Source organism: Streptomyces sp. JK94 (assembly GCF_053613315.1).
In genome coordinates, this window is the sequence record NZ_JBSICH010000034.1 from 89,046 (window position 1) to 103,137 (window position 14,092).

15 protein-coding genes are annotated in these 14,092 nt (G+C 73.8%); 4 read left to right on the forward strand and 11 right to left on the reverse strand.

From position 1 onward, the window contains the following. Positions 1 to 153: 153 nt before the first annotated feature. Together ACVV2G_RS26495 and ACVV2G_RS26500 are read left to right on the forward strand one after the other, a co-directional pair. The gene (locus ACVV2G_RS26495; RefSeq protein WP_453845276.1) at positions 154 to 1,341 is read left to right on the forward strand and encodes a glycosyltransferase family 39 protein; all 1,188 of its coding nucleotides are present in this window, start codon (positions 154 to 156) and stop codon (positions 1,339 to 1,341) included. Positions 1,342 to 1,579: 238 nt separating this feature from the next. Then, positions 1,580 to 2,596, forward strand: coding sequence for a phosphatase PAP2 family protein (locus ACVV2G_RS26500; RefSeq protein ID WP_453845277.1), 1,017 nt, complete (start codon positions 1,580 to 1,582; stop codon positions 2,594 to 2,596). A gap of 41 nt (positions 2,597 to 2,637) precedes the next feature. Here the strand turns inward: ACVV2G_RS26500 and ACVV2G_RS26505 are convergent, their stop codons facing one another. Together ACVV2G_RS26505 and ACVV2G_RS26510 are read right to left on the reverse strand one after the other, a co-directional pair. Further along, positions 2,638 to 2,853, reverse strand: coding sequence for an I78 family peptidase inhibitor (locus ACVV2G_RS26505; RefSeq protein ID WP_453845278.1), 216 nt, complete (start codon positions 2,851 to 2,853; stop codon positions 2,638 to 2,640). Positions 2,854 to 3,336: 483 nt separating this feature from the next. After that, positions 3,337 to 4,146 (reverse strand): hypothetical protein, encoded by an 810-nt coding sequence (locus ACVV2G_RS26510; protein WP_453845279.1) that lies wholly within the window; start codon positions 4,144 to 4,146, stop codon positions 3,337 to 3,339. 389 nt (positions 4,147 to 4,535) lie between these two features. Here ACVV2G_RS26510 and ACVV2G_RS26515 point away from each other — a divergent pair, with 389 nt between their 5' ends. Both ACVV2G_RS26515 and ACVV2G_RS26520 read left to right on the forward strand, forming a co-directional pair. Next, entirely contained in the window at positions 4,536 to 5,348 is an 813-nt protein-coding gene (locus ACVV2G_RS26515; protein WP_453845280.1) for a hypothetical protein, read from the forward strand. A 74-nt stretch (positions 5,349 to 5,422) separates the two neighbouring features. Next, a complete protein-coding gene (locus ACVV2G_RS26520; RefSeq protein WP_453845281.1) occupies positions 5,423 to 5,713 on the forward strand; it encodes a hypothetical protein in 291 nt (96 codons plus the stop codon). Positions 5,714 to 5,779: 66 nt separating this feature from the next. Here the strand turns inward: ACVV2G_RS26520 and der are convergent, their stop codons facing one another. From der to scpB, 9 genes are all read right to left on the reverse strand, one after another. Next, complete coding sequence (gene der / locus ACVV2G_RS26525) at positions 5,780 to 7,258, reverse strand: ribosome biogenesis GTPase Der (RefSeq protein WP_453845282.1); 1,479 nt, start codon at positions 7,256 to 7,258, stop codon at positions 5,780 to 5,782. Between the two features lie 59 nt (positions 7,259 to 7,317). Further along, positions 7,318 to 7,980, reverse strand: coding sequence for a lysophospholipid acyltransferase family protein (locus ACVV2G_RS26530; RefSeq protein ID WP_453845283.1), 663 nt, complete (start codon positions 7,978 to 7,980; stop codon positions 7,318 to 7,320). Beyond that, positions 7,977 to 8,672, reverse strand: a complete 696-nt coding sequence (gene cmk, locus ACVV2G_RS26535; RefSeq protein ID WP_453845284.1) for a (d)CMP kinase — start codon at positions 8,670 to 8,672, stop codon at positions 7,977 to 7,979. Before cmk ends, ACVV2G_RS26530 begins: the two co-directional genes overlap by 4 nt. 112 nt (positions 8,673 to 8,784) lie before the next feature. Beyond that, entirely contained in the window at positions 8,785 to 9,870 is a 1,086-nt protein-coding gene (locus ACVV2G_RS26540) for a prephenate dehydrogenase (RefSeq protein ID WP_453845285.1), read from the reverse strand. Continuing rightward, a complete protein-coding gene (gene aroH, locus ACVV2G_RS26545) occupies positions 9,867 to 10,229 on the reverse strand; it encodes a chorismate mutase (RefSeq protein ID WP_453845286.1) in 363 nt (120 codons plus the stop codon). Before aroH ends, ACVV2G_RS26540 begins: the two co-directional genes overlap by 4 nt. Positions 10,230 to 10,507: 278 nt before the next feature. Continuing rightward, positions 10,508 to 11,530 carry an ADP-ribosylglycohydrolase family protein gene (locus tag ACVV2G_RS26550; RefSeq protein ID WP_453845287.1) on the reverse strand — a complete coding sequence of 341 codons (1,023 nt, stop codon included), beginning with the start codon at positions 11,528 to 11,530 and terminating at the stop codon, positions 10,508 to 10,510. After that, entirely contained in the window at positions 11,527 to 12,246 is a 720-nt protein-coding gene (locus ACVV2G_RS26555; protein WP_453845288.1) for an NUDIX hydrolase, read from the reverse strand. The genes ACVV2G_RS26550 and ACVV2G_RS26555 overlap by 4 nt, the downstream gene beginning before the upstream one ends. Before the next feature lie 74 nt (positions 12,247 to 12,320). Then, positions 12,321 to 13,436: a pseudouridine synthase gene (locus ACVV2G_RS26560; RefSeq protein ID WP_453845289.1), complete on the reverse strand. Its 1,116-nt coding sequence runs from the start codon at positions 13,434 to 13,436 to the stop codon at positions 12,321 to 12,323. Continuing rightward, entirely contained in the window at positions 13,436 to 14,089 is a 654-nt protein-coding gene (gene scpB, locus ACVV2G_RS26565) for an SMC-Scp complex subunit ScpB (protein WP_453845290.1), read from the reverse strand. Before scpB ends, ACVV2G_RS26560 begins: the two co-directional genes overlap by 1 nt. Between the last annotated feature and the right edge of the window lie 3 nt (positions 14,090 to 14,092).

A 14,092-nucleotide genomic window follows, 5' to 3' on the forward strand; every position in this document is an offset into this window, starting at 1 on the left:
CGTGCGGCGGAACGCGAGTGACTCGCCAGAGTACGCGAGACCCTCCTCCACGCATGTGGCGGGCCTCACACATCCCGTGTCGCCCGTGTGGCGTCCGCCACCGCGCTGCTCCGGCGGGCGGGGCGTCCTCGCGCCCGGCCGATAATCGGGCCCGTGACCGATCTTGAGACGCACGCGCCGGGCCGCGCCGGTGCCCTGCGCCGGGCCGCCCCGGCGCTCCTCGGCTACGCGGCCGTGCGCGCCCTGGGCCTGCTCGCCCTGGCCCTGTGGAGCGCCGCGCGCGACAAGAGCGCGTACACGCTGCTGACCGCCCGCTGGGACTCCCTCTGGTACACCCGGGTCGCCGAGCTGGGGTACGGCTACGAGGTGCGCCTGCCGAACGGCGACGTGCACTCCGACCTGGCCTTCTTCCCGATGCTGCCCTGGCTGGAGCGGCTCGGCGCGACGGTGACGCCCCTGTCGCACGCCGACGCGGGGTTCGTCGTCTCGCTGCTCGCCTCGCTCACCGCGGCCTGGGGGATCTTCGCGGTGGCGGAGCACGCCCACGGCCGCCGGGCGGGGGTGTGCGCGGTGTTGCTGTGGGCCGTGCTGCCGGTCGGGGTCGTGCAGTCGATGGCGTACAGCGAGTCCCTGTTCACGGCGCTGGCCGCCTGGTCGCTGTACGCGGTGCTGACCGGCCGCTGGGTGACGGCGGGGGCGCTGGCCGCGCTGGCCGGACTGACCCGCCCGGTGGGGCTCGCGGTGACGGCGGCGGTGTGGGCGGCTGCGCTCGCGGCCTGCGTGCGCAGCCGGAGCGGCACCGTCCCGGACGGTGCCCGCGGCCCGGGGCGCGCCCCCTCCGACGGCGCGCGGCGCGTGCTGGGCGTGCTCCTCGCACCCCTGGGCGCCGCCGGTTACGTGCTGTGGGTCGGCCACCGCACCGGCAAGGGCCCGTTCGGCTATCTCGACGTCCAGGCCGGCTGGCGCAACGGCTTCGACGGGGGCGCGGCCTTCGCCCGCTTCGTCGCCGAGAAGTTCACGTCGTTCTCCTCGGTCCCGGCGGGCGTCGGACTCGTCGTCGGGGTCGCGCTGCTCGTCCGGCTCTACGCCGAGTGCGTGCGGCGGCGCCAACCGCTCGCGCTGCTGGTGTACGCGGGCGCCGTCACCGTCCTCGCCCTGTGCGCTTCGAGCTACTTCGGCTCGAAGCCCCGGCTGCTGCTGCCCGCCTTCCCCCTGCTGCTGCCCCTCGCCGTGGCCCTGGCCCGGCTGCGGACCTCCAGGTCGGCGCCGGTCGTGGGCGCCGTGGCGGTGGCGTCGGCGGCGTACGGGGCGTTCTGGCTGAACGGCTCCGGCCCGCCCTGACCGGGCCCGGGCGCCCGATGACCGCCGGGAGAATTCCGCACCAGCATTCGGTGAACGAATTCATAAGCACGATAAAACAGCCGACCGGACCGATCAAAAGAATTGAAGTCCGCAACCCGCCCGCATTGCGGATTCCCCGGAAATAGACCTCCCCCTGAGAGCAATCCCACATCACATCGTCATCACAAAGCCGTTGATTCGGCCGGGATCACTCCTCACTCGCTGTAACGTCGATTGGGTGCGTACCGAACGGAAGCTCACCCGTCTGGACCGGGTGTTCGCGAGACTGGACCGGGAGCCGGAACGGCCGGCGCTCCTGGACGTGCCGGAGATGAGCCGGCACAGGTTCGCGCTGTTCGCCGGAACCCTCGCCTTCTACCTCGCGATCGTGTGGGCCGTACTGATCACCTCGTGGCTGGTCCGGCTCGACTGGCAGGTCATGTTCTTCCGGCCCTACCAGCAGTGGCCCGGCATCCACGCGTTCGTCGACTACTACGTGGTGCTGGGCCAGCGCGGCCCCACCGCCGTGATGGTCGCGGCCTGGCTGGGCTGGCGCTCCTGGCGGCAGCACACGCTGCGGCCCCTGCTCGCGCTCGGCGTCTCGCTGCTCCTGCTGAACGTCACGGTCGGTGCCGCCAAGTACGGCATGGGCCGGCTGGGGCCGCACTACGCGACCACGATCGGTTCGAACGAGATGTGGCGCGGCGGCGATATATTTCCGAGCGGTCACACCGCGAACGCCGTCGTCACCTGGGGCATCCTCGCCTACCTGGCCTCGACGCCGAGGGCGCGGCGCTGGCTGTCGGCCCTGTCGGCGGTGGTGTCGCTCGGGGTGGGCATGTCCACCGTCTACCTCGGTACGCACTGGCTCAGCGACGTGCTCCTCGGCTGGGCCGCGGGACTGCTGATCCTGCTGGCGCTGCCGTGGTTCGAGCCGCTGATCACCCGCGCCGAGGCCCGGATCCTCGGCCTGCGCGACCGCCGGTACGCCCGCCCGGGCCGTCCGGGAGACACGAAGCGGCCGGCCGGCCCGCCCGTGGCCGCCGCCCCGCCCGCCTCCGTCCAGGAGGAGAGCCCGGCCCGCGAGCCGGTCGCCGCGCCCCGCACCCGGGCCCCGGCGTACCTGGCTCCGGGGCCGCACACGACCCGCTCGGACCGCACGCCGGTGACCCCGGCCGGCAGCCGCCGGCCACCGCACGCCGACCGCCACCCGCGCAACGCGGCCCCCGCCGCACGCCCCGTGTCGGGCGGCTGACCCCTGCGCGCGCCGGTGCGCACGGGCGCCTGTCCCGCGTCTCAGCCCTTCCAGGCCCGGGTCACCCGGCCGCCCTTCACCTCGAAGTTGAGGCGGCCCACGCGGTACTCCATGGTGATGACCGTCCCCGGTGCCAGGGACCGCACCGTCGGCCAGCCCCGCTGCCGAGCGAGCCGTTCGGCGGCGTCGGAGTCGAGGCCCACATACGTGTCCGGACTGTCCTGGGGTTCGGCCGGTGGTGTCGGAATGGGTGCCATGCCGCCACGCTAAGCCCTGCCCCACGGAGGGGGAAGCCCAGGCCGGTAACGGAGACCACGGACGCCCCCGCGGTCACACTTCTGTCACAGGGTCACGGGCTGCGTTCCGGTCCGACGCGCCACACGGAGGGGTGGTTCCGCGCCTCTTCCGCGGGCGTGCGGGGTGAATTTCCGCATGTCGCGCCACCGCTTCGAATAAGCGGACGGAAAAGACCTCCGGAGCACCCCGCAACCGCCGCGCATTCCACGCTCGAACGGTCCCGGTCGGACTTCGAACGGGCTTGCCGGGAACGTAAATCGACACGGAAAACTCATCCGGCGCTCACAGGTCCTCCACTCCTGTGGGCCGGCTCGGCCCGGCCGGGGCCGCACCCCTCGCGGTGGGCCCGGAGGAGGAAAAGCGGGCGCACCGGACGTGCCGGGGTCCCGAGGAGCAAGGCGCCGAGTCCGCCGGAGGTCACGGACGGGTGCTGTCCGCGACCGTCAGGGCTCCACCGCGGCGACCGACACCGACAGGTCGTTGTCCCGGGTGTAGTACGGCCCCGCCGCCACGGGCCCGTGCGGCGTCTCCAGGCGGGTGCGCGGATAGGTGAGGACCGGGTGCTTGTCGGCGACGTCGTCCAGCAGCCGGGCGAGGCGCACCACCGGGCCGGACCCGCCGGCGGGCCGCAGCCACAGGTCCCACTCGCCCGGCGCGAGGGCGACGTAGGGCACGGTGAGGCCGAAGTCCGCCCGGTCGGCCGCGACGTCCAGCCGGCGCACGTCTCCCGCGCCGCCGCCCGGCCGGGACCGCAGCTCGGCGTGGGCGCCGGCGGCGAACTGCGTGCCGTACACCCGCCCGCGCACGGTCAGCCCGTCCTCCGCGAGGCTCAGCTCGCCCGTCTCCGCGTGCGGGGCCCGCAGCCAGCTGCGGACGGTGAGGTTGCCCTGCCGGTCGGCGTACGGGATGCGGACGGCGACGTGCCCGAGCAGTCCGCTGGGAGCGCGGTCGGCGAGCGGGCGCAGGTCGGTGACGCCGGGCACCAGGCGCCGCGGCTCGTCGTCGGACACACGCGCGTAGGCGTCCCAGCGGCCCTCGGGCAGGGACACGCTGCTGGGCAGCGCGGCCCGCAGCCGGCCCTCGGCGGCCGGGGCGAGCGGCAGGCCGACCTCTTCGTCGGCGGCGCCGACACGGCGCAGCACGAGGGCCGCCCGGGCGTCCCCGTGCGCGGCGACCTCGAAGGTGAGACCGCCCGCGGAGTCGCCGACGCAGTCGGCGCGCAGCGGGGCGGCCGATGCGGCCGGCGGCGTCATGCGGTGCGGTTCCTCCCTGGACTTCCCATCGTCCGGTGAGACCCTGAACCCGGTCTTCTGGTTGTCCGTGCCCGATTGCGATGTGGTCACGGCCGTGGCACGTCCGGTCACCCGGTTCATTCACTGATTTCATGATATGTCGACTCCCGGCCAGACCGGCGGCCGCCCGCCCCGCATCCTCAACCCACGTGCGTGTCAAGCCACTTGGACGTCGGCGGGTGATCCGCGCCGACCGGGGGCCGCCGTCTCCCGCGGTCCGATTCCGTCGGCCGTGAGGCGTGACCCCCGCCACGGATCACCCGTTGTCTTCTGCATGAGCCGGGGACCGCCCGGACCACGGCCCGGGAGCCACCCGGTCCGGACTCGCACCGCATCCCGAGGAGCCACCCGTGCCGCGCATGCTCGACGTCAGCGACGACGTACGCGCCGAGATCGGCGACGAAGAAGCCGACCGCCTGCTCGCCGGGGAGTCCGCCCCGGGCAGCTACGACTGCACGTCCTGCCGCACCCCGGGCGACTGCGAGCAGGAGCGCACCAGCACCGTTCTCTTCGTCGGCGAGGAGACCGCCGTCCTCGCCTTCGCCCACGCCGGCTGCCTGCCCTCACAGGTCGTCAAGGTCACCGAGGAGCAGCTCCAGGGGGCGGTGCGTTCCATCAACGCCGACCACGCCCGCCCCGACCACGCCCGCCCCGAGCCCGCGCGGGCCGTCCCCGAGAAGGCGGCGCCCGAGCAGGCCGAGCTCGGTGTCACCAGCGGACTGATCCTGATCGCCGGGGAACTGCACCCGGCCCTGGTGGTGGAGCCGACCGCCCCCATCGCGCGGCCCGGTACGGCCGGCCTCGGCGACGACTTCCTGCCGCTCCTCATCGAGCAGGGCTTCATGCCGGTCACCGAGCTGGCCACCGCACCGTCCGTGCTGCACGGCTGGTCGGTGCTGCTCGCGATGGGCCAGCTGCACGCGGTGCTCCAGCCGGGGACCGACGGCGGCCGGCCGGTGGCCTGGTGGCAGGCGCACCAGCCGCTCCAGGTCACCGAGGGCTGGCGCACCGCGGCCAACAAGCACCAGCAGGTGCTGATGTTCGCGGCGCCCGTGGGGTCGATCGGACGGCAGCCGCGCGAGGACCTGCTGCGGGACGCCCTGGACAAGGCCGCGGCGAACGGGCAGCTGGTCGCGGCGGCACTGCCGCTGGCCGGGACCTGAGCGCCGCCCCCGCGGGTGCCGGACCGGCGCTGCCCGGGCCGCATCCCTTCCCGCGCCGTGTCGTTTGGACATACGTGTACGCATACGACGCCTTCCACCGCCAGGGTGGCCCTTCGGCCACACCGATCTACGACGCGCTCTACGCCGAGTACGTCCGGTCCTTCCGATCGCTGCCGGGCGATCGCAGCGGCGAGGAGGAGCTGGGGTTCACGTCGTTCGTGAGCATCCCGCGCAGCAGGGGCGGGTACAGCGCCTACAGCGCGGGGGCCCACAGCGCCCGGGCCGGCCAGCAGTCGGTGTGGCAGCGCGTCGGTACGCACCACGTGCCGGCCGCGCTGCCCCCGGCCCCGCGCTCGGCCACCTGACGGCCACCGCGAGCGACGAGAGAGGGCGACCCCGGCCGGGGTCGCCCTCTCTCGTCGCTCGCGGTGCTACTTCTTCTTCGCGCCGCGCTTCTCGCGCACCCGCACCGAGAGGTGGATCGGCGTCCCCTCGAAGCCGAACTCCTCACGCAGCCGGCGCTCGATGAAGCGCCGGTAGCCCGCCTCGATGAAGCCGGAGGCGAAGAGCACGAACCGCGGGGGCCTGGTGCCCGCCTGGGTGCCGAACAGGATGCGCGGCTGCTTGCCGCCCCGCACCGGATGCGGGTGGGCGGCGACCAGCTCGCCGAGGAAGGCGTTCAGCCGGCCCGTCGGGACGCGGGTCTCCCAGCCGGCCAGGGCCGTCTCGATCGCGGGGACCAGCTTCTCCATGTGCCGGCCGGTCTGCGCCGAGACGTTGACCCGCGGCGCCCACGCCACCTGGCCCAGCTCGGTCTCGATCTCCCGCTCCAGGTAGTAGCGGCGCTCCTCGTCGAGGGTGTCCCACTTGTTGTAGGCGACGACGATCGCGCGGCCCGCCTCGACGGCCATGGTGACGATCCGCTGGTCCTGGACCGAGATCGACTCTGAGGCGTCGACGAGGATGACGGCGACCTCCGCCTTCTCGACGGCGGCGGCGGTGCGCAGTGAGGCGTAGTAGTCGGCGCCCTGCTGGAGGTGGACGCGCTTGCGGATGCCCGCCGTGTCGACGAACTTCCAGGTCACGCCGCCCAGCTCGATCAGCTCGTCGACGGGGTCGCGGGTGGTGCCGGCCAGTTCGTTGACGACGACGCGCTCCTCGCCGGCCACCTTGTTCAGCAGGGAGGACTTGCCGACGTTGGGGCGGCCGATCAGCGCGATGCGGCGCGGGCCGCCGACGGCGGTGCCGAAGGTCTGGGCCGGAGCCTCGGGCAGGGCCTCCAGCACCCGGTCCAGCATGTCGCCGGTGCCGCGGCCGTGCAGCGCGGAGACCGGGTGCGGCTCGCCGAGTCCCAGCGACCACAGGTAGGAGGCGTCGGCCTCGCCGCTCTGGCCGTCCACCTTGTTGGCGCACAGCACGACGGGCTTGCCGGCCTTGCGCAGCAGCCGTACGACCGCCTCGTCGGTGTCGGTGGCGCCGACCTTGGCGTCCACGACGAAGACGACCGCGTCGGCGGCCTCGATCGCGTACTCGGCCTGCGCGGCCACGGAGGCGTCGATGCCGAGGACGTCCTGCTCCCAGCCGCCGGTGTCGACGACCTTGAAGCGGCGGCCGGCCCACTCCGCCTCGTAGGTGACGCGGTCGCGGGTGACGCCGGGCTTGTCCTCGACGACGGCCTCGCGGCGGCCGATGATCCGGTTCACCAGGGTCGACTTGCCGACATTGGGGCGGCCGACGACGGCGAGGACGGGCAGGGGGCCGTGCCCGGCCGCCTCGATCGCGCCCTCCACGTCCTCGGCGTCGAAGCCCTCTTCCGCTGCGAGCTCCATGAACTGCGCGTACTCGGCGTCGCCGAGCGCCCCGTGGTCGTGCTCCTCGCCCGAGTCCTCGGAGTGGATGTGGTCGTTCATGAAGTCCGTACCTCGTTCATCGTGGTGATCGGTGGTGCACCCCTTCACTGGGTGATCCACTACTCGGGTGTCGCCCGGCGCCCGGTGAGGCGCCTGGCGTTTTCCAGGTGCGCGGTGAGCTGCTTCTGGATGCGTTCGGTGGCCTCGTCCAGTGCCTTGCGGGTGCGCCGTCCGCTGCCGTCGCCCGCGTCGAAGGGGTCGCCGAAGACGACGTCGACGCGGGAGCGCAGCGGGGGCAGCGCCTTTATCAACCGTCCGGGCCGGTCGGTGCTTCCCAGCACGGCGACCGGAACGATCGGGGCGCCGCTGCGGACCGCGAAGTAGGCGAGCCCGGCGCGCAGCGAGGCGAAGTCCCCCTCGCCCCGGGTGCCCTCCGGGAAGATGCCCAGTACGCCGCCGTTCTCCAGGACGCCGAGGGCGCGGGCGATGGCCGTGCGGTCGGTGGAGTGGCGGTCCACCTTCAGCTGGCCGATGCCGGTCAGGAACGGGCCGAGCGGGCCGACGAACGCCTCCTTCTTGATCAGGAAGTGCGTCGGCCGGGGGGCCACGCCCATGACCATCGGACCGTCGATGTTGTGCGCGTGGTTGACGGCGTAGATCACCGGGCCGGTGGCGGGCACCCGCCAGGCACCGAGCACGCGGGGCTTCCACAGCCCGTACATCAGGCCGACGCCGATGCGCCGCCCGACCTCGGCGCCCTGCGCCGACGGGACCTCGGTCACTTGCCCGCCCGCTTCTCCCCGACGAGGGTGACGACGCACTCGACGACCTGCGCGAGGGTGAGCTCGGTGGTGTCCACCTCGACCGCGTCGCCGGCCTTGGCCAGCGGAGAGGTCTTGCGGCTGGAGTCGGCCGCGTCCCGCTTGATCAGGGCCTCGCGGGTGACGTCGATGTCGGCGCCCTTGAGTTCGCCGCTGCGGCGGGCGGCGCGGGCCTCCGCCGAGGCGGTGAGGAAGATCTTCAGGTCGGCGTCCGGCAGCACGGTCGTGCCGATGTCGCGGCCCTCGACGACGATACCGAGCGGGGCGGCGGCGGCGATGGTGCGCTGCAGCTCGGTGATCCGGGTCCGCACCTCGGGGACGGCGCTGACCGCGCTGACCCTGGAGGTGACCTCCTGGGTGCGGATCGGGCCGGCCACGTCCACGCCGTCGACCGTGATGGCCGGGGCCGCCGGGTCGGTGCCGGAGACGATCTCGGGCTTGCCGGCCGCGGCGGCGACGGCGTGCGGGTCGTCGGTGTCGATGCCGTTGGTCACCATCCACCACGTGATCGCCCGGTACTGGGCCCCGGTGTCCAGGTAGCGCAGGCCGAGCTGCGCGGCGACGGCCTTCGACGTGCTCGACTTGCCCGTGCCGGACGGGCCGTCGATGGCGACAATCACGGCCGGGACGGTCGGGGCGGCGCCGTTTTCCACGGGGGGACACCTTCCTGGTGCGGTGCGGTGGGTGGTGTGCGGGACGCGAACGCGCCCCGCACCAGGTTACTGGCTCCCCGGGGCCCCTCCGACAGGCGCCCGATCCCCGGGATCACTGCCGGATCGCCCAGCCCCGTTCCTTCAGGGCCGCCGTCAGCACGGGGGCGGTCGTCGGCTCGACCATCAGCTGGACCAGACCGGCCTGCTGCCCGGTCGCGTGCTCGATCCGTACGTCCTCGATGTTGACCCCGGCCCGTCCCGCGTCCGCGAAGATACGGGCCAGCTGGCCGGGCTGGTCGTCGATGAGGACGGCCACGGTCTCGTAGAGCCGGGGGGCGCTGCCGTGCTTGCCCGGGACCCGCACCTGCCCGGCGTTGCCGCGGCGCAGCACCTCGGCGATGCCGGTGCCGCCCTCCCGGCGCTTGTCGTCGTCGGCGGACTGCAGGGCGCGCAGGGCCCGCACCGTCTCCTCCAGGTCGGCGGCGACGTCGGTGAGCAGGTCGGCGACCGGCCCCGGGTTCGCGGAGAGGATGTCGATCCACATCCGGGGGTCGGAGGCGGCGATCCGGGTCACGTCGCGGATGCCCTGCCCGCACAGCCGTACGGCGGCCTCCTCGGCGTGCTCCAGGCGGGCGGCGACCATGCTGGAGACCAGGTGGGGCATGTGGGAGACGAGGGCGACGGCGCGGTCGTGGGCGTCCGCGTCCATCACCACCGGCACCGCCCGGCAGTGCGAGACCAGTTCCAGGGCGAGGTTCAGCACCTCGGTGTCGGTGTCCCGGGTGGGGGTCAGCACCCAGGGGCGGCCCTCGAAGAGGTCGCCGGTGGCGGCCAGCGGGCCGGACTTCTCCCGGCCGGACATGGGGTGCGTGCCGATGTACGCGCTCAGGTCGAGGCCGCGCGCCTCCAGCTCGCGCCGGGGGCCGCCCTTGACGCTGGCCACGTCGACGTACCCGCGGGCGGCGCCGCGCGCCATGGCGTCGGCGACCACGTCGGCCACCAGGGCGGGCGGGGCGGCGACGATCGCGAGGTCGACGGGCCCGGCCGGCGGCTCGTCGGTGCCGGCACCCAGCGCGGCGGCCGTGCGGGCCTGCTCCGGGTGGTGGTCGGCGAGGTGGACGGTGACGCCCCGCCGGGTCAGGGCGAGGGCGGCGGAGGTCCCGATGAGGCCGGTACCGATGACGAGGGCGGTTCTCACTGGGCGATGTCCTTGCGCAGGGCCGCGGCGGCGCCGAGGTAGACGTGGGCGATCCCGGCGCGGGGCCGGTCGGACTCGACGTGGGCGAGGATCCGGACGACCCGGGGCATGGCGCCCTCGATGTCCAGTTCCTGGGCGCAGATCAGCGGGACGTCGGTGATGCCGAGCTTGCGGGCGGCGGCGGCCGGGAAGTCGCTGTGCAGGTCGGGGGTGGCCGTGAACCAGATGCTGATCAGGTCCTCGCCGGTCAGGCCGTTGCGCTCCAGGACCTCGGTCAGCAGGGCCGCGACCTGCTCGTCCATGTGTCCGGCTTCGTCCCGCTCCAGTTGGACGGCGCCCCGGACCGCTCGTACCGCCACGGCGATGCTCCTTGCTGCTGACGTGCGTATCGGTTCTTGGTCCGTCCAGCGTAGTCAGCCCGCCGCCCACCGGCCCGGGGCGCCCGTCTCCTGAGACGCCGGCCCCGGCGGGAGTCCTCCCCCGCATCCCCCGCATCCCCCGGAGTGACGACATGACCCACCGTCCGACCCGTCGTACGGTCGCCGCTGCCCGAGGTGCGGATCGCGGTGGAGGGAAACCCGGCCCGGCCGGCCTGAGGCGCTGCGCGCGAATCCGGACCTCCTGGGGGGGCGTGGGGTCAGGCGTCCCAGAGCGCTCCGAGGGCGAGGAGGTCGGTCCGGTACTCGATGCGGTCCGCCCACTCGGCCGGCCAGGCGTCGGCGCCCAGGTACGCGCCCGCGAAGGCGCCCGCGAGGCAGGCGATGGAGTCGGAGTCGCCCGAGGTGCAGGCGGCGCGGCGCAGGGCGGTCAGGGGCTCGTCCACGAAGAGCAGGAAGCAGAGCAGTCCGGCGGTCACCGCCTCCTCGGCGATCCAGCCCTCGCCGACCGCGAGGCAGGGGTCGGTCTCCGGCGACACGGTGCGCGCCGCCTGCTGGAGCCGGTCGAGCGCCGCCAGGCACTCGTCCCAGCCGCGGGCGATGAAGTGCTCGGGCGTCGGGTCCTGGGCGCGGGTCCACAGGTCGCCCAGCCAGCGCTCGTGGTAGCGGGTGCGGTTGTCGTAGGCGTACGACCGCAGCAGCCCGACCAGTCCGGTCGGCTCGGCTCCCTCCGCGAGCAGCCGGACGGCGTGTGCGGTGAGGTCGGAGGCGGCGAGCGCGGTGGGGTGCCCGTGGGTGAGCGCGGACTGCAACTGGGCGGCGCCGGCGCGCTGTTCGTCGCTCAGACCGGGGACGAGCCCGACCGGTGCGACGCGCATGTTGGCGCCGCAGCCCTTGGAGTGGACCTGGCTGGCGTCCTGCCAGGGACGGTCCGGTCGCTCCAGGAGTTCGCAGGCCCTGAGGCAGGTGCCGCCCGGGGCCCGGTCGTTGTCCGGCGACCGGTTCCAGGCGATGAACTCCCGCCGCACGGGTTCGGTCATCCCCTCAGGAGCCAGGTCCCCCCGGCCCACGGCCGTCCGCAGCCCCTTCCCCAGCGCCAGCGTCATCTGGGTGTCGTCGGTGACGGTCGCGGGCCGGGGCAGTTCCATCTCCCGCCACGGACCGCACTGGGCGAGGATCGACGGGACGTCGTCGAACTCGGTCGGGAAGCCGAGCGCGTCCCCGAGGGCGAGGCCGGTGAGGGCACCGGTGGCGGCGCGCTTGGTGACGGTGGTCGTGGTCATGCGGGGCGTCCTTCCCGAGGGGTGCGGAGCAGGGGCGGGTGCAGGGTGCCGGCCGGGCCGGCGCGGTAGAGCGCGGCCGGTTTGCCGCGGCCGCCGGTCAGGCGGGCGGCGCCGGGGACGGCTTCGACGAAGCCGGGGGTGGCGAGGACCTTGCGGCGGAAGTTGGGCCGGTCGAGGGCCGTGCCCCACACCGTCTCGTAGACCTGCTGCAGCTCGCCGAGCGTGAACTCGGCCGAGCAGAAGGCGGTGGCCAGGCAGGTGTACTCCAGCTTGGCGCCGACGCGTTCCCGGGCGTCGGCCAGGATCCGGTCGTGGTCGAAGGCGAGGTCCACGGCCGCGTCGTACGGCACCCAGCGGGCCTCGTCCGCGTCGGTGCCCGCGTGCGGCTCGGGCGGGTCGGGCAGCAGGGCGGCGAACGCGACCGACACGACCCGCATCCGGGGGTCCCGGCCGGGCTCGCTGTAGGTGCGCAGCTGCTCCAGGTGCAGTCCGGTCACGTGCGCCAGGCCGGTCTCCTCGGCCAGCTCGCGCCGGGCCGCCGCCTCCGCGGACTCGGCCGGCAGCAGGAAGCCGCCGGGCAGCGCCCAGCGGCCGGCGTACGGCTCCTGCCCCCGCTCGACGAGCAGCACGTGCAGCGCACCCGCGCGGAGCGTGAGGACGGCGAGGTCGACGGTGACGGCGAAGGGCTCGAAGGCGTGCTTGTCGTAGCCGTGCACGAACGGCCACCCCCTTAATAGTCACTCGGACTATAAAAGGGGGTGGCCGTTCCGTACAAGGCCTGTCCGGCGGGCTAGAGCTCGACCTCCTGCATCAGCATGCCGACCTCCGTGTTGGACAGCCGGCGCAGCCAGCCCGACTTCTGGTCGCCCAGCGTGATCGGGCCGAAGGAGGTGCGCACCAGCTTGTCGACGGGGAACCCGGCCTCCGCCAGCATGCGGCGGACGATGTGTTTGCGGCCCTCGTGCAGGGTGACCTCGACCAGGTAGTTCTTGCCGGTCTGCTCCACGACCCGGAAGTGGTCCGCGCGCGCGTACCCGTCCTCCAGCTGGATGCCGTCCTTCAGGCGCTTGCCGAGGTCGCGCGGGATCGGGCCCACGATGTGCGCGAGGTAGGTCTTCTTCACGCCGTACCGGGGGTGGGTGAGTCGGTGTGCCAGCTCGCCGTGGTTGGTGAGCAGGATGACGCCCTCGGTCTCGGTGTCGAGCCGGCCGACGTGGAAGAGACGCGTCTCACGGTTGGTGACGTAGTCACCGAGGCACTGCCGGCCGTCCGGGTCCTCCATGGTGGAGACGACACCGGCGGGCTTGTTCAGCGAGAAGAACTGGTACGACTGCGTGGCGACGGTCAGGCCGTCGACCTTGACCTCGTCCTTCTCCGGATCGACCCGCCTGCCCTGCTCCAGCACGATCTCCCCGTTGATCTCGACGCGCGCCTGCTCGATCAGCTCCTCGCAGGAGCGCCGGGAGCCGTAGCCCGCGCGTGCGAGGACCTTCTGCAGCCGCTCGCCCTCCTGCTCGGCGCCCGGGAAGGTCTTGGGCGGCTTGACGTCCTTCTTGCCCGCGTACCGCTCCCGGTTGCGCTCCTCGGCCCGCGCCTCGTACTCGCGGGACGTGGCCGGGACCGAGCGCCCCCGCTGCAGGGGCTTCTTCGGGCCGCCCTTGGCGCCGCCGCGGGCCGCCGGGCCGCGGCCCGACTTCGGGCCCTCGTGCGTGGCGCCGGGCCCCACGTCGTAGCGCCGCTCCTCCGGGCGCGGGTTCTTCGGACGGCCGCCCTGCTTGTCGTCGCGGTTGCCGCCGGCGCCGCGAGGGTTACCGCGGCCACCGCTGCTCCCGCCGCGGCCGCCGCTGTTGCCACCACGGCTCCCGCCGTTGTTTCCGCTGCTGTTCCTGCCGCTGCTGCTTCGCATCAAAGTTCCGTCTTGTCGTCTGCGTCCTCGGAATCCGGGGCGTCCGGATCGAACGACGGGACCCCTTCCAGCGTCTCGGCCTCGATCGCCGCCGCCTCCGGGAGGAAGGGCGCGAGTTCCGGCAGCTCGTCCAGGCCGCGCAGGCCCATCCGCTCCAGGAAGTAGTTCGTCGTCACGTACAGGATCGCACCTGTTTCGGGTTCCGTGCCCGCCTCCCCGACCAGACCCCGTTGCAGGAGGGTGCGCAGTACGCCGTCGCAGTTCACTCCGCGCACCGCGGAGACGCGGCTGCGGCTCACCGGCTGGCGGTAGGCGACCACGGCGAGCGTCTCCAGCGCGGCCTGGGTGAGGCGGGCGTGCCGGCCGTCCAGGACGAAGCCCTCGACGGCCGCGGCGTACTCGGGGCGGCTGTAGAAGCGCCAGCCGCCCGCGACGCGTCTGAGTTCGAAGCCGCGGCCCCGGGCGGTGTACTCGTCGGCCAGCTCGCGCAGCGCGTCGGCGATCTGCCGCCGGGGCCGCTGGAGTGTCCGGGCGAGGTGCTCCTCGGTCGCGGGCTCGTCGACGACCATGAGGACGGCTTCGAGAGCGGGCTTCAGGTCCAGGCCGGCGACGGCCTCCGCCCGGCCCTCGGCCTCCGTGGTCTCGTCCCTCACGTC